General features: G+C 54.2%; 17 protein-coding genes and 2 pseudogenes. 11 read left to right on the top strand and 8 right to left on the bottom strand.

All coding sequences use genetic code 11. The features are described 5' to 3' along the window. The first annotated feature begins 9 nt into the window (after positions 1 to 9). The 3 genes and pseudogenes from pssA to ACR0AP_RS16780 all read left to right on the top strand — a co-directional run bounded on the left by pssA (position 10) and on the right by ACR0AP_RS16780 (position 2655). On the top strand, positions 10 to 756 hold the full coding sequence (gene pssA, locus ACR0AP_RS16790; RefSeq protein ID WP_209599470.1) for a CDP-diacylglycerol--serine O-phosphatidyltransferase: 747 nt from the start codon (positions 10 to 12) through the stop codon (positions 754 to 756). Between the two features lie 9 nt (positions 757 to 765). After that, entirely contained in the window at positions 766 to 1389 is a 624-nt protein-coding gene (locus tag ACR0AP_RS16785) for a class I SAM-dependent methyltransferase (protein ID WP_480507998.1), read from the top strand. A gap of 140 nt (positions 1390 to 1529) precedes the next feature. Further along, positions 1530 to 2655, top strand: a pseudogene (locus tag ACR0AP_RS16780) (IS3 family transposase). A 168-nt stretch (positions 2656 to 2823) separates the two neighbouring features. On the opposite strand, the gene ACR0AP_RS16775 reads toward ACR0AP_RS16780, so the two are convergent. Next, positions 2824 to 4419 carry a GMC family oxidoreductase gene (locus ACR0AP_RS16775; protein ID WP_480507996.1) on the bottom strand — a complete coding sequence of 532 codons (1596 nt, stop codon included), beginning with the start codon at positions 4417 to 4419 and terminating at the stop codon, positions 2824 to 2826. A gap of 109 nt (positions 4420 to 4528) precedes the next feature. Between ACR0AP_RS16775 and ACR0AP_RS16770 the strand changes: the two genes are divergently transcribed. The 4 genes from ACR0AP_RS16770 (at position 4529) to ACR0AP_RS16755 (ending at position 8646) form a co-directional block, all read left to right on the top strand. After that, complete coding sequence (locus ACR0AP_RS16770; protein ID WP_480507994.1) at positions 4529 to 5767, top strand: TRAP transporter substrate-binding protein; 1239 nt, start codon at positions 4529 to 4531, stop codon at positions 5765 to 5767. Positions 5768 to 5831: 64 nt separating this feature from the next. Next, positions 5832 to 6497, top strand: a complete 666-nt coding sequence (locus tag ACR0AP_RS16765) for a TRAP transporter small permease (protein WP_480507992.1) — start codon at positions 5832 to 5834, stop codon at positions 6495 to 6497. Then, positions 6497 to 7855, top strand: coding sequence for a TRAP transporter large permease (locus ACR0AP_RS16760; RefSeq protein WP_480507990.1), 1359 nt, complete (start codon positions 6497 to 6499; stop codon positions 7853 to 7855). Before ACR0AP_RS16765 ends, ACR0AP_RS16760 begins: the two co-directional genes overlap by 1 nt. An 11-nt stretch (positions 7856 to 7866) precedes the next feature. After that, complete coding sequence (locus tag ACR0AP_RS16755) at positions 7867 to 8646, top strand: IclR family transcriptional regulator (protein ID WP_480507988.1); 780 nt, start codon at positions 7867 to 7869, stop codon at positions 8644 to 8646. Between the two features lie 194 nt (positions 8647 to 8840). Here ACR0AP_RS16755 and ACR0AP_RS16750 read toward each other — a convergent pair whose 3' ends face one another. The 5 genes from ACR0AP_RS16750 to ACR0AP_RS16730 form a co-directional block, all read right to left on the bottom strand. Continuing rightward, complete coding sequence (locus ACR0AP_RS16750; protein ID WP_480507986.1) at positions 8841 to 11285, bottom strand: GcvT family protein; 2445 nt, start codon at positions 11283 to 11285, stop codon at positions 8841 to 8843. Between the two features lie 8 nt (positions 11286 to 11293). Further along, positions 11294 to 12175, bottom strand: a complete 882-nt coding sequence (locus ACR0AP_RS16745) for a phosphotransferase (protein WP_480507984.1) — start codon at positions 12173 to 12175, stop codon at positions 11294 to 11296. A 1-nt stretch (position 12176) separates the two neighbouring features. Then, a complete protein-coding gene (locus ACR0AP_RS16740) occupies positions 12177 to 14168 on the bottom strand; it encodes an ABC transporter permease (RefSeq protein ID WP_480507983.1) in 1992 nt (663 codons plus the stop codon). Next, a complete protein-coding gene (locus ACR0AP_RS16735; RefSeq protein ID WP_480507981.1) occupies positions 14165 to 15187 on the bottom strand; it encodes a quaternary amine ABC transporter ATP-binding protein in 1023 nt (340 codons plus the stop codon). The genes ACR0AP_RS16740 and ACR0AP_RS16735 overlap by 4 nt, the downstream gene beginning before the upstream one ends. A gap of 76 nt (positions 15188 to 15263) precedes the next feature. Beyond that, positions 15264 to 16211: an ABC transporter substrate-binding protein gene (locus tag ACR0AP_RS16730; RefSeq protein ID WP_209506747.1), complete on the bottom strand. Its 948-nt coding sequence runs from the start codon at positions 16209 to 16211 to the stop codon at positions 15264 to 15266. A 204-nt stretch (positions 16212 to 16415) separates the two neighbouring features. Between ACR0AP_RS16730 and ACR0AP_RS16725 the strand changes: the two genes are divergently transcribed. Then, the gene (locus tag ACR0AP_RS16725) at positions 16416 to 17201 is read left to right on the top strand and encodes a DeoR/GlpR family DNA-binding transcription regulator (RefSeq protein WP_209506748.1); all 786 of its coding nucleotides are present in this window, start codon (positions 16416 to 16418) and stop codon (positions 17199 to 17201) included. 121 nt (positions 17202 to 17322) lie between these two features. Here the strand turns inward: ACR0AP_RS16725 and ACR0AP_RS16720 are convergent, their stop codons facing one another. Further along, positions 17323 to 17415 carry a transposase gene (locus ACR0AP_RS16720; RefSeq protein WP_480507979.1) on the bottom strand — a complete coding sequence of 31 codons (93 nt, stop codon included), beginning with the start codon at positions 17413 to 17415 and terminating at the stop codon, positions 17323 to 17325. Between the two features lie 115 nt (positions 17416 to 17530). Between ACR0AP_RS16720 and ACR0AP_RS16715 the strand changes: the two are divergent. The 3 genes and pseudogenes from ACR0AP_RS16715 to ACR0AP_RS16705 all read left to right on the top strand — a co-directional run. Beyond that, positions 17531 to 17626: pseudogene (locus ACR0AP_RS16715) on the top strand (IS6 family transposase); the annotation flags it as partial. A 191-nt stretch (positions 17627 to 17817) separates the two neighbouring features. Next, entirely contained in the window at positions 17818 to 18459 is a 642-nt protein-coding gene (locus tag ACR0AP_RS16710) for a Crp/Fnr family transcriptional regulator (protein WP_480507977.1), read from the top strand. 65 nt (positions 18460 to 18524) lie between these two features. Next, positions 18525 to 18725: a YgaP family membrane protein gene (locus ACR0AP_RS16705; protein WP_480507975.1), complete on the top strand. Its 201-nt coding sequence runs from the start codon at positions 18525 to 18527 to the stop codon at positions 18723 to 18725. Positions 18726 to 18813: 88 nt separating this feature from the next. Here the strand turns inward: ACR0AP_RS16705 and ACR0AP_RS16700 are convergent. Next, positions 18814 to 18934: transposase (locus tag ACR0AP_RS16700; protein ID WP_480508086.1), on the bottom strand; the 121-nt coding region annotated here is incomplete at its 5' end.

Below are 18934 nucleotides of genomic sequence, written 5' to 3'. Positions count from 1 at the left end.
GCTGGAACAGTGGCAGAACCTTCTGAACAGGACGAGACCGGATTTGCGCTAATCAATTTGTTGCCCAACGCGCTAACCATTACAGCTATATGTGCGGGCATGTCCGCGATCAGATTTGGCGTACAGGGCAACTACGTGCTTGCGGTGCAGCTCATCATTGCCGCCTGTGTGCTGGATGGATTGGATGGCCGTATCGCACGCCTGCTCAGCAGTGACAGCAAAATCGGAGCAGAACTTGATTCACTCGCGGATTTTCTGAATTTTGGAGTAGCCCCACCGCTCGTTCTCTATTTTTGGGCCCTGCAGGATATTCGAAGCGCGGCTTGGCTTGCTGTCCTGTTTTTTGCGTCATGCTGCGTCATGCGTCTTGCCCGTTTCAATGTGGGTAGCAAATCCGAAACCTGTGATCAGAACAGTGCATTTTTTGAGGGTGTCCCGGCCCCTGCGGGGGCGGTGCTGGTCATGTTACCAATGTATCTGTCCTTTGCCTTTGCAGACGCCCCTTTGCTGCCCGGCATATTGATTTGTCTTTACATGGTGGTCATCGGTCTTCTGCTTATCAGCCGGATACAGACCTGGTCTTTCAAGACGACTCGGATCTCACGCGAGAACGCAAAGTTCTTTCTAATTGGGGTCGCTGTTGTTGGCGCGGCGATGCTGACATTTCCGTGGGTCACGCTGATCTTACTTTGTTTCGCGTATGTGGGAATGGTTGCCTGGGCGTGGTTCGACAAGGAAGTACATTCTAATCGTTAAGGACTCAAAATGGACATCAAAGCCGTTCAAACTTCGTACGCTCGATGGGCGCCCGTCTATGACAAGACTTTTGGGGCCGTCACCAGTGGCGGGCGGCAGCAAGCGGTTGACTATATCAATAGATTTCCGGGCAAAGTACTGGAGGTCGGTGTGGGCACCGGTCTGTCACTGGAACACTACAAGCCCGAGATGCAGGTGACAGGGATCGATTTTAGCGAAGACATGCTGCAAAAGGCGCGCAACAAGGTAAGAGATCTTTCGCTGAGCCATGTCGTCGAGCTGCGGCAAATGGATGCCCGTACGCTCGACTTTCCAGACAACCATTTCGATACGATTGCAGCGATGCATGTGCTGTCGGTGGTTCCGGAACCGGAAAGGGTCATGTCGGAAATTGCGAGGGTCTGCAAACCAGGCGGTAGAGTGGTAATTACCAACCACTTCCAACGAAAGCGGGGGCTGCTTTCCTCGCTGGAACGGGTTCTTGCACCGCTGGCCAACACAATCGGCTGGCATTCGGATTTCGAAATCGACACAGTGTTGCAAGAGGGCGTGCTGACCGTCGGAGAGCAAAGAACTCTGCCACCGTTGGGGATGATGACTTTTCTGGTTTTGAGGAAATCTGAGATTACATAGTGGATTTGCAAGTGCGCCCAGTGAGCCACAAACAGCGAGCTGAGCAACCAAAATTCCACCCAATTGGCAAACATTCAGTGAGAGTGATCCTCCCCCTCTGAAGTGGTCCGCCGTTATGGTTAAGAAAACGGAGGAACCACATGGCGAACAAGCGACCGAAGCCGGAAGAGATTGTCTCGAAGTTGCGACAGGTTGAGATATTGATGGGGCAAGGCATGTCCCGTCTGGATGCAATCCGGCAGATTGGTGTTGTTGAACAGACCTATTATCGCTGGAAGAAGAAGTACGGCGGAATGGGTACGGATCAGTTGAAGGAACTCAAGCGCCTTCAAAAAGAGAATGAGCGTCTTCGAAGGGCCGTCTCGGATCTGAGCCTGGACAAACTGATCCTGACGGAGGCGGCCAAGGGAAACTACTGAGCCCGCCCGTCGCCGTGCCTGCATCAACCATGTGCGCCACAAACTGCGTGTCTCAGAACGCCGGGCGTGTCGTGTCCTGAAACAGCACCGATCCACACAGCGAAAGCTGCCGAGAGGTCGAGCTGACGAGAAGCACCTGGTGGCGGACATGATAGAATTGGCCCGCCAGTATGGCCGCTACGGTTATCGCCGGATCGCGGCTTTGCTGAGAGATGCGGGCTGGCAGGTGAATGACAAGCGCGTCGAAAGGCTTTGGCGTCGGGAGGGGCTGAAAGTGCCAATGAAACAACCAAAGAAGGGACGGCTCTGGTTAAATGATGGGTCGTGTGTTCGGCTGCGGCCGGAGCATCGAAACCACGTTTGGAGTTAAGACTTCGTGCATTGTCGAACGGATGACGGAAAGGCGTTCCGCACGCTCAACGTCATCGATGAGTACAGCCGGGAGTGCTTGGCGATCCGAGTGGACCGAAAGCTGAACTCCGGTGATGTCATCGACGTGCTGAGTGACCTGTTCATCATGCGCGGTGTGCCAAGCTACATTCGCTCCGACAATGGCCCTGAGTTCATTGCCGTGGCAGTGCAAGACTGGATCAATGCAGTTGGAGCAAAGACCGCATACATTGAGCCAGGCAGCCCATGGGAGAACGGTTACTGTGAAAGTTTCAATGCGCGGTTCAGAGATGAGTTTCTGAATGGAGAAGTCTTCTACAATCTAAAAGAAGCGCAGATATTGATCGAAGAATGGAGGAAACACTACAATACTAAACGCCCGCACAGTGCTCTGGGAAATAAACCACCGGCCCCGGAAACCATCGTTCAAATGGACCAAAGGCCAATCATGCACTAACAATCAAATTGGACCACACAAGTGGGGCTGATCAGGCTGACAGCAGGCGCAATCTAGGGCGTGCTTAAATAGTCAAAGAACAGGTATTGCTTGCGCGACTGACGCATTGACCCGTCAGTTACATGAGTGTTGCTTTCTGCATGGTATGCACGCAAGATCGAAGGCCTGTCAGGTGTCTGTAATTATCAAGTTACTTGCCTTTTCACCTATCATAATCGCGGGCGCATTTGTGTTGCCACTGACGATTTCCGGCATAATGGAACAATCAGCTACCCGTAAATTCATAATTCCATGTACATTTAGTTTTGCATCGACAACTGACATGTCATTGCTGCCCATCGCGCAAGTGCCGGTTGGGTGATAGATTGATGTGGAATTAGATCTGGCCCAATCAAGTGTTCCTTCAAAATCGTCAGGTTTCAGGTCTGCCGTCGGTCGAAACTCTTCCGATATTTTTGAGGCCAAAGGGTTCCGCTTGGCAATGCGCCGCGCGATATTCACGCCGTCGACGATAGTCCTGCAGTCTGTTTCTGTGGACAGGTAGTTCGGGATGATCTTGATATGTCTTGAGGGATCAGGGCCGTTCAAGCGTAATTCCCCCCTGCTTTCCGGTCGCAACTGGCAGACCGACATTGTAAAGGCCGAGAACGGATGTACGCCCTCGCCCGGGCTATCTGCGGACCAGGGTTGGACATGAAACTGTATGTCGGGTGTCTCAACATCCGGGCGCGTTCTCATAAAGCCGGTGGCAAGGCTGGCTGCCATGGTCATAGGCCCGGAACGGAACAGAGCATATTTCAATGCAATGCGTGCTTGGTTGAAAAGGCTGCGGACTTCATCATTCAGTGTTGGTTCATTGCATTTGAATACCAATCTTGCCTGCAGGTGATCCTGCAATCCCTTACCGACGCCGGACAGGGCGTGAAGCGGTTCGATTCCGTTTTCTTTGAGGTGGTCCGGGTCTCCGATCCCTGACAACATCAGGATCTGGGGTGAATTGATCGCGCCACCAGACAGAATAATTTCGCGCCGAACCGTCAGAATTTGCTCGACCCCCGACCTGTCCCGGTAAACCAGCCCGGTCGCCTTTTTCCCGTCCAAAACCACGCGTGTCACCAATGCGTTGGTAATGATGTTCAGATTCTGACGGTTTCGAATGGGTTTAAGATAAGCCACAGCCGCGCTGCAGCGACGGCCGTTTTGGGTGGTCAATTGGAAATATCCCACGCCTTCTTGTTCTGCGCCATTATAGTCGGGGTTGAACGGGTAGCCTTCGGCCTGTGCTGCGGCTACCCAGGCGTCGCAGATGGGGCGTTGAATGCGCATGTTCGATACAGATAAAGGCCCGCCAATGCCGTGAAATTCATCTTCACCGCGTTCTTGATTTTCGCAACGTTTGAACAGGGGCAAGACATCGTCCCACCCCCAACCCTCATTGCCCATTTGCCGCCAGCGGTCGTAATCCTCTTTCTGGCCGCGGACATAAAGCAGTCCGTTCAGCGAGGATGAGCCGCCTAGCACCTTGCCTCGTGGCCAGTCAATGGATCGCCCATTGAGCCCCGGATCAGGTTCAGTGCGATAGCACCAGTCAACCGACGGGTTATGCATTGTTTTGAAATAGCCCACCGGAATGTGAATCCACGGGTTAGTGTCGCGACCGCCAGCTTCCAGCAATGCGACGGTCGTATTGGGATCAGCGCTCAAGCGGTTGGCAATGACACAGCCCGAAGATCCTGCCCCGACCACCGCATAATCGACTTCCATAACTATCTCCTCCCGACGCGACTGAAAAAAACTCTATGCAAGATGCGAGAAGTATACTAGTCTTTTTTGATACAAAACGTCTCAATAATTGTGATCAGGGAGGTAAGCAATGGAGATCGGTAAGAAACTAAGTGGCATTTCCCGGCGCGATTTTTTTCGCGTGGCCGGGCGTTATGGCATGAGTTCGACACTGCTGGCGGCAGGTGGGTTTGGTGGCGCGATGAGCCTGGCTAGTTTGGCGCAGGCGGCCGAATCAACTTATGAAAAGCGCTTCTCAAAAGAGCCAAAGCACACGCTTAAGTTTGGCGCTTCTGGCTTCAATACACGTAATCTGCTGATCGAGCGCGCCGGCGCAATCGAGTTTGCGCGGGATCTGGAAGAGCGCACGGACGGTGAGATTCGGATTGAGTTCATTGGTGACAACCAGATCTGCGGGCAGCTGAGCTGTGTTGAAAAGACCCAGCAGGGCATTGTCGATATCTACGCGGCCTCGACTCAGAACTCGGCAGGTGGCGCGCCATATCTCAACGTTCTGGACTATGCTTACATGTTCCCCAGCCGGGCAGCGCAGTATCACTTTTTCTACAGCCCGGCGAGCCAGCGAATCCTGCGCGACCCGCTTGAAAAACGTCATGGGCTGAAGTTCCTGTTTACCCACTGCGAATTGCGCGGCCTGCAAATGGGTTCGACATTTGCCGATAAGCCGACCGTTACCAAACTGGAACAGCTGTTCGGTACAAAAAACCGTGTGACGGGTACACAGCTGGGACGCATTGCGATGCAGCTGCTGAACCTGAACCCGGTACCGGTTGCATGGGAAGAAACTCTGGATGCGTTGAAAACCGGTCTAATCGACGGGGCTGAAACGTGGGCATCGGCCGTCGCATATGCCAACATGGCGCCCGTAGTGTCGCAGTCAGTCAACCTGAAATTCTTTTGTGGTACTGAGCATACCTCAATGTCGGCCAAGGTGTTCGACAGTCTAGGCGGTGAGCTACAGGATGCTGTGATGGAGTCCTCCTATTTTACCCAGGCTTTGATACAAGGTGCCAATGAAGCGGCTTTGCTGAACACTGTCGGTTTCTCGGAACCGCAGCTGCCAAATACTATCTTCGCCGAAAATGGAGTACGCCCGGCTTTCCTGCCAGATGATCAGATCAAACTGGCCGAAGAGATGTGCGCCCCAAACTACAACCCCGAGCCTTGGGCGCAGTGGCGCGAGCGTCTGAACAAATGGGCTGGTGGCATCGATACCTATCAGGAAATCTATGACATCGCGCGCGAGATACCGGCTGACACCCTGCCGGAAAACGTCGAACCACGCCGTTGGTGGAAAGGCGAAGCCTGAAAAAAAGACGAACCGACCCCACGAGGGCCGGTTCTATTACACACCAACTGGGAGGACGGGGTACATGTCGTTTTGGGCGGACATCGGCGCGATATTCAGCGCCTTTCTCAGCCAGGATTCGTTCGAGATTCAATCTGCACTCGAATCCGACGCCACTTGGGGGTTGGGCGCGGCAGTCTCGGCAATTGGCGGGTTCTTGATCATGCTGACTTATCGGGCTGCGCCCTTTGTTGAACGCCATCTGGAACGCTCAGTGATGGTGTATTCCTATCTTGCGATTGCCTTGATCATTTTCTGGGGCGTGATTGATCGGTTCGTTTTCAACGACCAAGAACCGTGGTCCACCACAATCCCCCCTCTGCTGTTCATGGTGATGGCGTGGTTTGGCGCAACCTACAATGTCCGCCTGCGCACGCATCTGAGTTTCAGTGAATTCCGTGCTGCCATGCCCCGAGGCGGGCAACTAGCCTGTCTGATCCTCGATGCCGTGCTCTGGTTCATTTTTGCGGTGATTGTCATCGTGACGACGACGCGACTGGTCTCGCTTTCGGCGTCCAATTTCCAGATCGTATTGGGTACTGACAATATCATGCAGTGGTGGTTCCTTCTGGCCGCGCCGTTGTCGTTCATTCTGATGGTTGGACGCGTGTTTCAGAACCTTGCCGATGATCTGCACAACTGGAAAACGGGTGAGCCGCTGATCAAGCAGGCCGTGATCGGAGCGGACTAATGGCAGATGGAACTTTGGTTACACTGATCTCTCTTGGGGTCACTTTTTTATTCATGCTGGGCGTGCCGGTATTCTTGGTCATCGGATATTGGGTAATCGGTTGTTCGTTCGTCCTTGGTTTGACGCTGGACAACATGGGCGCCGAATTGCTGAATGTTTTCAACAAGGGTTTTGCACTGTTGGCAATGCCGTTGTTTATCCTGACCGGAGACCTGATCAACAAGTCCGGCATCGCTCGAAGGCTCAGCGATTTCGCCTATGCCTGTTTGGGATGGATACGCGGAGGATTGGCCATGGCGTCTCTGGGCGCTTGTGGGCTATTCGCCGCAATCTCTGGTTCAAACTCGGCAACGACAGCGACCATCGGGTCGATGCTTCACCCCGAGATGGTCAAAGGTGGTTATGACGAGCGCTTCAGTGCGGCGACCGCTGCGGCAGGGGGTACTGTAGGGATCATTATCCCGCCGTCCATTATCTTCATCGTCTATGGCTTCTTGATGAACCTTCCTATTTCCGAGTTGTTTGTGGCGGGTATTCTACCCGGTGCGCTCATGGTGATTGGAATGCAGTTTGCCTGTTGGATCATTTGCCGCATCAATGGCTGGGGTCATCTGATACCCCTGCAACTGAATCGCGTTCTTAAAACAGCATTTGGTGCGTGGCTCGGTTTCTTTGCCATCGGTCTGGTCCTTTGGGGTATCTACACGGGCAAGTTTTCCCCCACCGAAGCAGCTGGTGTGACTGTAGGATTTTGCGTGATCGCGGGTTTGCTCAGCTATCCGATAAATCGCCTAATGGGGGCTCGGAATGAGGTTTTGCCGACAGAAAAAACATTTGCCGAGATGTTTGTAGTCGAAGGGTTCACCATCCCCGAGATCCCGTCGATCGTTATCCGCTCGGCCCAGATCACCGGAATACTTGCACCGCTGATTGCAATTTCGGTGGTGATGCAGCAGATCCTGTCACTGCTTGGCGCGCAGCAAACCATTGGAGATTTCGTAACCTCGATGGGCGGGTACTACGCAGTGTTGTTCACATCGATGGTGATCGTTTTCTTCTCTGGAATGGTTTTGGAAAGCCTGCCTGTAACTATAATTCTTGCCCCGATTCTTGCGCCAATCGCGGCTTCGGTTGGAATTGATCCAATCCATTTCTCGGTGATCTTCCTTGTAGGGGCGTCCATTGGGTTCATCACGCCACCTTATGGGCTGAACCTCTATGTGGCCTCGGGAGTAACAGGTGTACCCTATTTCCGGTTGCTTCGGTACACGGTGCCCTATCTGGTGGCGCTTCTAACGGTTTGGTTATTAGTGTCGCTTGTGCCCGATCTGGCCTTGATACTGCTGCCAAATAGCTAGACTGTTGCAGGATGGCCGAGACGGAAACACAAGACAAAGAAACTCAAATACCGACCAACCTGCGCCTCCTTCTGATCCTCGAGGAGGTGGCGCGGCGTGGCGTTTCCGTCAAACCTTCGGATCTGATAGAGGCGTTGGGTCTTGCCAAGCCAACAATTCACCGCCTGCTGCAAACCGCAGAAGCCGAAGGGTTTCTGCAGCGAGACCTCGATGGCAGATCATATGGCCCGGGGCACCGGCTGCGACTGCTTTCGGTCAACACGATGTCGTCTGAGCATTTGCGCACTGCGCGACTGGCAATCTTGCGCAGTGTGGCAGAAACTGTTGGCGAGACATGTAATCTCGCCATTCCAGACCGCGAGGGTATGATCTACCTTGATCGGGTGGAAACCAAATGGCCCTTGCGAATTCAACTTCCGGTCGGGACTCAGGTGCCCTTCCATTGCACGGCCAGCGGCAAGATGTACTTGTCCACACTGCGGCAAAAAAAGCTGGATGGGTTTCTTTCCGCAGGACATCTGCAACCAAAAACCGAACGTTCGATAACTGACCCCAAGGCATTGCGAGCGGAGATCAAACGTATTTCTGAGAAAAGGTACTCCACCGATGACGAAGAATTCATGACTGGTATGACTGCCTTAGCGGTACCCGTTCAGGATGGGCAAGGTCGATTGTTGGGCACGCTTTCGGTTCACGCGCCCACACAACGTCATGACATCAACAGTCTGATGTCATTCTTGGGCATCCTGCAAAAAGGGGCGAGTGAACTTTCAGCTCTTTTTAACGAGTGACTTACGCTTTTGACGGCAGTCAAAACGTGGAAGATTCTTAGTTGCGATTTCGATCACCAACCGGTTCGGAGAATACTGCACCGCAGTGAGAGAGGCTGCGAACACTCTCGGTTGTCTGGAATATGAGTACGTTTTCTGATGCAATGAGGTTGGGCAGATTTGCCTCAACCTCGTCCAGATAACAGGAGTATGTGTTACGATTTGATGCGGTCCATTTTGGGATCGTAAAGCGGTTGAAGTGTCACGTGGCAGGGGACACGTTGGGTCGCAACCTCCAACTCATACGTGCCTGACGTAACAAATTCCGCATCGACGCCGCCCTGATTTCGGACATAGCCGTAACCGATGGATTTGCCGGTCGTGTAACCATAGCCTCCCGACGTCAGCCAACCCACACGTTCTCCATCCCGGTATATTGTTTCGCGGCCCAACAGCACCACATCGGAGTCGACAGTGAAGCAGGCCAGCATCTTTTTGACACCCTCGGCCTTCTGCTTTTCGCTTGCCGCGCGGCCCTTGAAATTTATGTTTTTGCGCAGCTTCACAGCCCATCCCAGACCGCTTTCAAACGGCGTGTGATCAGGCCCGATATCAGACCCCCAGGCCCGGTAACCCTTTTCTAACCGAAGAGATTCAATTGCGCGGTAGCCTGCATTTACCAGTCCTTGTGGCTGCCCTGCTTGCATCAGCGCAGAATAGACTGTTTGCGCGTATTCAACAGGCAAGTGCAGTTCCCAGCCAAGCTCGCCCACATATGTCACCCGCAGTGCCCTGACAGGGCAACCGGCGATGCCGATTGTCCGGATCGTGCCAAACCTGAACCCGTCATTCGACACATCGTCGCGGGTAACTGCCGCCAGAATATCTCGTGCCCTCGGCCCCATCAGCGACAATACTGCGTTTGAGGAGGTGATATCGAACAGCTGGCAGTTCAGCCCGTCCGGAATATTTCGGCTGATCCAGTCAAAATCGTGGGTGGCATAGCCCGTACCAGTGACAATGTAGAATTCATCATGCGCTACACGGCCCACGGTCAGGTCGCATTCAATTCCGCCCTTGTCATTGAGCATCTGGGTATAGACCAGCGCTCCCACCGGTTTGTCCACATCATTGGCACAAATCCAGTTCATCGCCGCCAAGGCGTCCGGGCCTTTCAGCGCGAATTTGGCAAATGATGTTTGATCGAACAGCACTGCCGCTTCTCGGGCCGCTTTGTGTTCACGACCAACGGCAGCGAACCAGTTCTGGCGACCAAAGCTGTATTCGTCCTTGGGCGTTTCACTCAGCGATGCGTCGGCAAACCAGTTTGGACGCTCCCAACCCAGTTTTTCACCAAAACAAGCGCCCTGATCCATAAGCGTATCGTACAGCGGTGACTTGCGGCAGGGGCGGCCGGACTCGTGTTCTTCATGAGGCCAAGCCATAGTGTAGTGTTTGCCATATGCTTCGACTGTTCGGGTGCGAACCCAATCGGTGTCGAAATGCGGGCGGCCAAAACGGCGAATGTCGGCGGACCACAGGTCAAAGGGCGGCTCGCCCTTGGCGGCCCATTCTGCCAGCACCATTCCGGCGCCACCGCCAGAGGCAATGCCAAAGGCGTTGAAACCAGCACCAACAAAGAAATTCTTCAGCTCTGGTGCTTCACCTACAATGAAGTTGCCATCCGGAGTGAAGCTTTCGGGACCATTGGTCAGGGTCTTGATCCCCGCGGTCTCCAACGCTGGCACCCGGCCCAGCGACAGCTCCATGATCTGTTCGAAATGGTCGAAGTTACTGTCGAGCAAGGTGTAGTGGAAATCTTTAGGTATGCCATTCACCGCCCACGGGATCGGGTTTGGTTCATATCCGCCCATGACGAGCCCACCGACTTCTTCCTTGTAATAGGTCAGCCGATCGGGATCCCGCAGGGTGGGCAGATCGCCGGGTACACCAAATGGTTCTGTGACCATGTATTGGTGTTCCATTGGCACCAGCGGCACATTAACGCCGAACTTGGCGGCAAAGTCGCGCGTCCACTGACCGGCACACACGATCACCTTTTCACATTCGATACGGCCATGTTCAGTGATTACGGCGCGGATCTTGCCGTTCTCGATTTCAAGATCGGTGGCCTTGGTATCCTCGAATATCTTCGCGCCTGCCATGCGCGCTCCCTTGGCCAGCGCCTGGGTAATGTCCGAGGGGTTTGCTTGCCCATCGGTGGGCAGGAACGCCGCGCCGATGACGTCACCGATATCCATCAGCGGCCAAAGATCCTGAGCTTCCTTCGGAGTCAGCAGCTGCATATTCAGGCCAAAGGAATGGGCTGTGGTGGCCTGCCGTTTGACCTCGGTCCAGCGTTCCTCGTTGCAGGCGAGACGCAAACCACCATTCATTTTCCAACCCGTTCCCAGACCGGTTTCTTCTTCAATCTTGTTGTACAGATCGACTGAATATCCCAGCAGCTGAGTGATATTGGCGTTCGAACGCAGCTGCCCCACCAGGCCCGCAGCATGGAATGTGGTGCCTGAAGTCAGCTTTTTGCGTTCCAGCAGCACCGTGTCGGTCCAACCCTGCTTAGCAAGGTGATAGGCGGTCGAGCAGCCGATGATGCCGCCGCCGATGATGACGGCTTTGGCTGTATTTGGAAGGTCGGTCATATCTGTCCTCAGGTGTTTTTGTAGTCGGTCAGGGCCGTGCGAAACCGTGCGAGATTTTCGCTTGTGTAGGCTGCGTAATCGAAGTCGATTTCCGAGGTGATCTCGGACACCATGCTCCACATGGTTTCACGAAGCAGCGAGGCGCATTTCATCGCCGTATAGCGATGACGTAATTGGTTGGTGACGGGTGCCTGGAAATAGGTTTCCAGAACCCAGTCCTCTTGTTCATTGGAAAGAGAGTTGTTCGAGGCCAGCCCCCCCAAGTCAAATAATGGCGAGTTGAGTCCCGCGTAGTCGAAATCGATCAGCCACAGGCGGGTGCCATCGTCCAGAAAGTTGCCGCAAAGCAGGTCGTTATGGCCAAACACGATGTCGAACGGCCCGGCCTCGGCTTCCAGGTCATTTCCAATTCGAAAAAGTTCCGGGATCAGGTCCGTGTGCGAACTTCCACGCTCGGTGAGAGTGGCGGCATAGTCGCGGATGACGTGAAAGACCCAGAATACCAGCGACGGGCCGCGCAGGTGCTTGGGCACCTCAAGGTGGCAGGCTTTCACGAGTTCCAGCACCCGAGGCAGCATACTGGGGTCGCGTACGTCTTCTTCGGTCAGAGTGCGGCTTTCGACGAATTCCAGCACTGTTAGTTCGTTGGACGAAAATACTACAGCGGGTGACAGACCTGCAGCATGGGCGGCCTTACTGGCGGCCAGTTCGTTAAAGCGCATCACCTGGTGCAAAGGGATGTCGTCACCGACACGCACCACGTAGGATCCACTGCTGTCAGTAACCTTGTAGTTCACATTTGTGATCCCACCCGTCAAAGGGGTGGCTTTGATCTCGCCCTGCCAGATCGGTAGCTTGCGAATGCGGGTCATCAGATCGGATTGGGTCATATCAGCTCTCCATTCCAAAGCGGATGCGTGCCTGACGAGCGCTTGCGTTGATCAGCCTATCAGCGATGATGGCAATGAATGCGATGGACAGACCTGCTACCAGACCCCGGCCAGTGTCAGCCTTTGTCAGGGCAATGTAGACCTCTTGCCCCAGATCCCGGGTGCCAACGAGGGCCGTGATAACCAGCATGGACAGCGCCAGCATGATGGTCTGGTTAATACCCAAAAGGATTTCGGGCAGGGCCATGGGCAAGCGAATATGGCGCAGGAGTTGCGTGCCTGTGCAGCCAGAAACCAATCCAGCCTCGATCAATTCCTCACTGACCGATCGCACGCCGTGGGCCGCGTAACGCACGGCCGGGGCCAGTGCGTAAAGGACTATGGCAATCAGAGCAGTGAAATCGCCGACACGGAACAGCATCACTACCGGGATCAGATAGACAAAGCTGGGTAATGTCTGCAGCGTATCAATAAACAGGTTGATCACTGTCCCGGCGCGTTTGTTAAGTGCGGCCACAACACCCAGCGGAACCCCGATCAGAGTCGCAAGAAACACAGAGGCTCCGCAGAGATAAACTGTCACCATTGCCTTGGCCCACAGTCCTGAAATGAGGATCAGAGACGCCAGTCCTCCGCACAGCAGTGCCAGCCGCCAGCCCCCTGCATGCCAACCCAGCAAGGTCAGCATGGCAATGGCCCAAGGCCATGGAATTCCCAGCAAGACCGTTTTGATCGGGATCATGAACCACGTCAGGAAGAAGATCTTAATCGCCTCGAACGTGTCGAAATAGTTGATGTTCAGGTATTTGACCGTGTCATCCCAGAACTCGCCAGTGGTGATCGTCTGACTTTCAGGATATTCCAGCAACAGGGGTGAGAACTGCCCCAGAACCCAGGTCAAAATCAGCAGGATCAATACCAGAATTGTCCGGCGATGGCGGGTGAGCCACGAGCCGGGGAGCTCGTGATGGACCTGCCCCATACGCTCGGCGAAAGCCTGACTTAGGCGATCAACCGCAATGGCCAGAACCACAATGGCAATACCGGCCTCGAACCCAGCGCCGATATCCAGTCTGCGCAGCGCGGCAAGGACGTCGAACCCCAATCCTCCGGCCCCGATCATCGAGGCAATGATGACCATGTTCAGCGTCAGCATGATCACCTGATTGACACCCACCATCAGACTGTGGCTGGCGGAAGGAACCAAAACGCGCCACATCAACTGCTTTTGCGTCGTGCCCGCCATGCGCCCGAAGTCCAAAATCTCGGGGTCGACGGCTCTCAAGGCAAGCGTGGTGATCCGCACCATAGGCGGCGTCGCATAGATGATCGTGGCGACCAGCGCCGAAATCGGTCCAAAGCCGAACATGAACAGAATTGGTACCAGATAGGCAAAGATCGGGATTGTCTGCATCAAGTCCAGAATGGGCGAGATGATGCGATCGAAAGTCAGGTGGCGATAGGCCAATATCCCCAACAACAGCCCACCGCCCGCGCCAATGGGCACCGCAATCAGGACCGAGGCAAGCGTAACCATCGCGCTGTCCCATTGGCCAAAGACGGCCAGATAGGTAAAGCAGCCGCCGACCAACGCCGCGAGCCCCCAGTCCCGGCAATACTGTCCCAAAGCTACTACGGCGGTGATCACTACAATCCAGCTGATCGCAGGTAGAATGACTTGCGCATCATTGCCTTGCCCGGTGACAAAACCTTCGGCCAGCAGAGACAAAACAAGGTCATAGGGCTGTTCTATCAACCAAGCAGCAGCGCGGGTAACGTCGGTGAACGAAACTGGGCCGATTGCAGCATCTTCGATCAGCCAGGACATTGCAGATGAGATATAAGTTTTGAATGGGACGACCCAGGCCGACGGAAATTTGGTGATCCAGCGCGCATCCAGCGCTTTTCCCAGGTTACTGCCGAAATACCCCAGCAGGATTGTGAGTCCGACAAGCAGCAGAATGACAAGCTGGCTGCGGGACAGGCGGCTCATACCGCGTCCCCTTCACCGAAAAGCACATGGGCCACAGCCTTGCGATCAATGGCGCCAATAACCAGACCTTTGCCGTCTGTCACGGGAATTGGTGCATCTGCGGTGATGATCCGTTCCGCCACGGCCGAGACGCGGGTGGATTGCACAATGGGCTCACCTTCACCCGCAGCGCCGACGGTCATTACACCACCAACCGTCAAAACCTTGGAGCGCGGAATATGGCGCGTGAATTCAGCTACATAGTCGGTCGCAGGATTCATCACCAGTTCCTCCGGGGTGGCAATCTGGATGACTTCACCGTCCTTCATAATTGCGATGCGGTCGGCCAAGCGAACAGCTTCTTCAAAGTCGTGCGTGATAAAGACAATTGTTTTATGCAACCGTTCCTGTAGTCGCAGAAACTCGTCCTGCATTTCGCGACGGATCAGCGGATCGAGGGCCGAAAAAGGTTCGTCCAGAAACCACAGATCGGGCTCTGTCACCAATGATCGGGCAATGCCCACACGCTGTTGCTGACCACCTGAGAGCTCTCGTGGATAGTAGTCTTCGCGCCCCTTCAGGCCGACCAGTTCCACCACGTCTCTCGCTTTTGCTTCGGCCTCGTGTTTGGGCGTAGCCTGAATGGTCAGGGGAAACATCACATTCTGCAACACGGTCAGGTGCGGCAGCAGGGCAAAATGCTGAAACACCATGCCCATCTTGTGCCGACGGATTTCAATCATTTCTTTCTCGCTGGCGCGCAGCAGATCGGCGTCGTCGAACAGAACCTCACCGCTTGTGGGTTCGATCAACTTGGACAGACAACGAACCAGGGTTGATTTGCCTGAACCGGACAGGCCCATGATGATGAAGATTTCTCCTTCAACGATCTCAATATTGGCGTTGCGTACTGCTCCGATCACACCCGCATTTCGAATGTCATCTGCCGATGGGTTCGGGTTTTGCGCCAGAAGGGTCTCGGCGTTTGGACCGTATAGCTTCCAAACGTTTCGGCAGGACAGTTTTGTTGTGGGGGTCATCTGTAGTGTCCGGTACTAAGACGGAAAAAGACCGAAGCGGCAGAGGAGAGCGGGGTAACCGCTTCGGTCAAGCAGATTATTTAGAGATCCAACCGGACCAACGGTCTTTGTTCGTCTCCATCCAATCCGCGACAACTGCATCAATTTCAACACCGTCCAGATCGGCTTTGCCGACCATAGCGCTCATCTCGTCGTTATTGATGTTGTAGGCTTCGATGATGTCATACGCGCCCGGCCACTTCTCTTGCAGGCCAGACCAAGCAGCCTTCCAGATCGGACCGCGCGGTTTTCCGCAGTCATAGGCCAAATCCGGGTTCACACCGACTGACGGGTCGCTGTAGCATTCGGCCGAAAATGGCGGAAACTCCACGAATTCGCCGTCATATTTGGCCGGGGCCCAGTGCGGAACATAGACCCACAGCATGATTGGATCTTCGCGCTGATATGCGGATTCCAGCTCAGCAAAAAGCGCAGCATCCGTGCCTGCGTGGACAACTTCAAACTCCAATTCTAACGCTTCGACACGTTCTTCGTCGAAACCGCCCCAGGTCACGGGCCCGCCGACATAGCGCCCATTTGGCGAGGTTTCAGCGGTGGCGAATTCCCCTGCACAGTCTTTCAGAGCTTCCCAGTTTGGCAGGCCGGGGCAGCGCTCTTTCATATAAGTCGGGTACCACCATTCTTCGATCGCCATCAGACCGGTTTCACCAACGTTCACCACATTGCCAGAGGCGGTGGCTTCGTCCAGTGCTTCACGCCCGGTGGTTTCCCAGATTTCCATTGCCAGATGTAGATCACCTGTCTTCAGGCCCGCAAACTGAGCGATATAGTCCGCCTGAACATATTCAACGTTGTACCCTGCCTCTTGCAGAATTGATCCCATTATCTTGGTGTTGATCAGCTGTCCTGACCAATCATGCAACGTCAGTTTGATTGGGTCCGTCGATTCGGCGGCCCAAGAAGCCGAAGCAGTTACGCCAGCGACTAATGCCATTGCGTGTAGTGCATTGAATTTCCTGATCATGTTGCGCTCCCTGAATGTGGCTTTTTGAGTGTTTTTCTTTTATTACACTTCCATGCTGCGCCAATCTGACGAGTACGTCAATAAAAACCACACTTCGCCACGAATAATGGTTATAATTCACACAAAAAGCCCCGATCAGAACTGAATTGGGCGCAATATTGTTTTATTGGGATGACTGCCGTATCCCCCCTTTCAGGAGGTCGCATGCTAAAGCCACGAAAAACCACAAATCAGCGCGAGGAAGAAATCCTTCGCGAACTGCAACATGCGGGCGGGTCGTGCAGAGTCAGCCTCTTGGCTCAAAAACTGAATGTTTCCAATGAAACGATCCGGCGCAACGTCAAGGCGCTGGAAGAGCGCAAGATCGTGCGGAAGGTTCATGGCGGCGTACACCTTAGCGAAGACGCAATAGAACCACCTTTTGAAAACCGCTTGGGAACGCAAGCGCATGCGAAAGAAGCAATAGCCCGGGCAGTCGCAAACACTATAAGCGACGGGGATTCCTTATTTCTGGATATTGGTTCGACAACCGCTTACGTCGCGCTTGCACTGCGGAAACACAAAGACCTGTTTGTTGTCACAAATTCGGTTTTCGTCGCTTACACATTGTCAAAGCACAACAACAACCGGGTGTTTCTGGCGGGTGGAGAACTGCGCGCCCATGATGGGGGTGCTTTCGGTGCAGAGGCATTGGATCTTGTAAAGCGTTTCAACGTACAGCTGGCAGTGTTCTCGGTTGGAGCCGTGAATGGCGACTTGGGTTTCATGCTTCATGATCTTGAAGAAGCCAATATCGCACGTGCGGCGGCAGAAAATGCGCAGGTGCGCATCGTCGTCGCCGACAGCGGAAAATTCAACAAGCGGGCTCCGATATCTCTGCACAACATGGCTGGAATTGATGTTTTTTTTACCGATCGCCTTCCTCCTGCAAACATCCAGGACATGCTCAACAAAAATGATATCGAAGTTGTTGTCGCAGGGTCGGACTAAAGCGTTTTGTGCTTAATCAGAGACCTGTTCGTTAGCCTTGAGGAGGATCCTGCATTCGTGCGAGTTGAATGGGTTAAAGATGACGCCGAGCGTCTCGCGCAATGCTTCAAGTACACTGGCGTCAATGCGTTGCAAGTAAGTTCTGGAGCATGGAGAAGACCAATTCGATGGGATTGAGGTCTGAGCTGTAGGTGGGCAGAAATAAGGGGCTCAAGTGCTGACTTTTGGTCTTTGACGGTCATGCGGCTTTGGCGTGCCCGGTTAATGGTAGAAACCCGTTCATAGCTTGCTGATGATATTCTTTCAAAGGCGCACAGTACCCGAAGGACGTGATTCTGATTGCTATTTTCTTTTGCATTCAGCGCATTATCTCCTTTCGAGACCTGGAAGAAATCAAGGCCGAGCGCGGGGTTTCAAGAGACAACACCGCGCGACCATTGAAAATCGGTGCTCGGTACTGTGTTTGGTGGCGATGGGTGTTGGCATTCAAGGCTTGAATTGACAGAATTTTCGACGTTGATCTCGTGCAGAAAGGTTTGTCACAGACTTATTGGGTTTTCCCGCATGGGTCCCAGGGCGAAAAATCCGGACAAGAGCGTGATACGGAGGTAAAGCAGTGACCCAACAGAACTGGAGCCAGGCAATTCTCGACCGGCTCAAGTCCGCAGGAAGTAGTCTGACTGTACCAGACGGATCCCAACTTTTTGCACCGGGCGCTTACGGTGAGGTGTTTTTGATCGTACGGTCGGGCATCGTTCGGGTGGAACAAACCAGCCCGTCGGGGCGCACCGTTGTTCTTTATCGGGTTGGCCCGTACGACAGTTGCGTTATGACAACCTCGTGCATGTTGTCGGACATCCCCTATTCAGGGTTCGGTTATGCCGAGGGGCCGGTGACGGCGCTGGCCATCGGTCGGGACAAGTTCAACATGTTGCTGGCCACAGATGCCGAATTTCGGGGTGCGGTCTTCATGGCGTTTTCACAACGCATTGTTGAGTTGTCCGAGGTTATCGATGATCTTCTACTTAACCGGATGGACCTGAAACTGGCGCAGTGGCTTTTGGATCAGGGCGCGCATTCGGGCGATATTCGCACCACGCACCAGCGCATTGCAGCCGAACTGGGCAGTGCGCGCGAAGTCATGTCCCGTATCCTCAAGGATTTTGAACATCGGGGGTGGATCAGGCTTGAGCGAGGTGTGATTCATCTTCAGGACCGCCCAGCCCTGCACCACCATGCCAGAACGGGGGTTGTGTGACCTCGTCACATAACACGAGCTAATAAAAAGTGAATCTTGGACCAGACAATCAAGGAGATTCGACCATGCAATTCACGTCTAATGTTGGTTCTGTCGACCGGATTCTGCGCCTGGTCCTCGGTGGCGTGCTGATCCTTCTGGCGCTGACCGGTACCATCGGCCCCTGGGGTTGGCTTGGGGCTGTGTTTGTAGTGACGGCCTTCATGAAATTCTGCCCGATCTATGCGCTTCTGGGTCTGTGCACCAACAAGCAAGCCAAGCCGTAACACGTCCTACCCTTGCTTCGCGCAACACTTGGATTCGTCTGGTTCCTGGCGTTGCGCGGCGTTCCTCAGACTCAGGACTCATTGAGTTCTACAGGCAGTAGATGACGGTTGCTGCGAGCGCGATGGCGGAAAGGAATACTTTGGGGCATCGGTCATAGCGGGTTGCGACCCGCCTCCAGTCCTTGAGCCTGCCGAACATGTTCTCGATC

Source organism: Ruegeria sp. AF7 (assembly GCF_056541885.1).
Note: the sequence above shows the minus strand (reverse complement) of the source record. Positions and strands in the feature narration are given on the sequence as shown.

Coding starts and splice junctions, on each gene's coding strand:
- ACR0AP_RS16785 (WP_480507998.1), top strand. CDS start 766: ATGGACATCAAAGCCGTTCAAACTTCGTACGCTCGATGGGCGCCCGTC.
- ACR0AP_RS16775 (WP_480507996.1), bottom strand. CDS start 4,419: ATGGAAGTCGATTATGCGGTGGTCGGGGCAGGATCTTCGGGCTGTGTC.
- ACR0AP_RS16770 (WP_480507994.1), top strand. CDS start 4,529: ATGGAGATCGGTAAGAAACTAAGTGGCATTTCCCGGCGCGATTTTTTT.
- ACR0AP_RS16765 (WP_480507992.1), top strand. CDS start 5,832: ATGTCGTTTTGGGCGGACATCGGCGCGATATTCAGCGCCTTTCTCAGC.
- ACR0AP_RS16760 (WP_480507990.1), top strand. CDS start 6,497: ATGGCAGATGGAACTTTGGTTACACTGATCTCTCTTGGGGTCACTTTT.
- ACR0AP_RS16755 (WP_480507988.1), top strand. CDS start 7,867: ATGGCCGAGACGGAAACACAAGACAAAGAAACTCAAATACCGACCAAC.
- ACR0AP_RS16750 (WP_480507986.1), bottom strand. CDS start 11,285: ATGACCGACCTTCCAAATACAGCCAAAGCCGTCATCATCGGCGGCGGC.
- ACR0AP_RS16745 (WP_480507984.1), bottom strand. CDS start 12,175: ATGACCCAATCCGATCTGATGACCCGCATTCGCAAGCTACCGATCTGG.
- ACR0AP_RS16740 (WP_480507983.1), bottom strand. CDS start 14,168: ATGAGCCGCCTGTCCCGCAGCCAGCTTGTCATTCTGCTGCTTGTCGGA.
- ACR0AP_RS16735 (WP_480507981.1), bottom strand. CDS start 15,187: ATGACCCCCACAACAAAACTGTCCTGCCGAAACGTTTGGAAGCTATAC.
- ACR0AP_RS16730 (WP_209506747.1), bottom strand. CDS start 16,211: ATGATCAGGAAATTCAATGCACTACACGCAATGGCATTAGTCGCTGGC.
- ACR0AP_RS16725 (WP_209506748.1), top strand. CDS start 16,416: ATGCTAAAGCCACGAAAAACCACAAATCAGCGCGAGGAAGAAATCCTT.
- ACR0AP_RS16705 (WP_480507975.1), top strand. CDS start 18,525: ATGCAATTCACGTCTAATGTTGGTTCTGTCGACCGGATTCTGCGCCTG.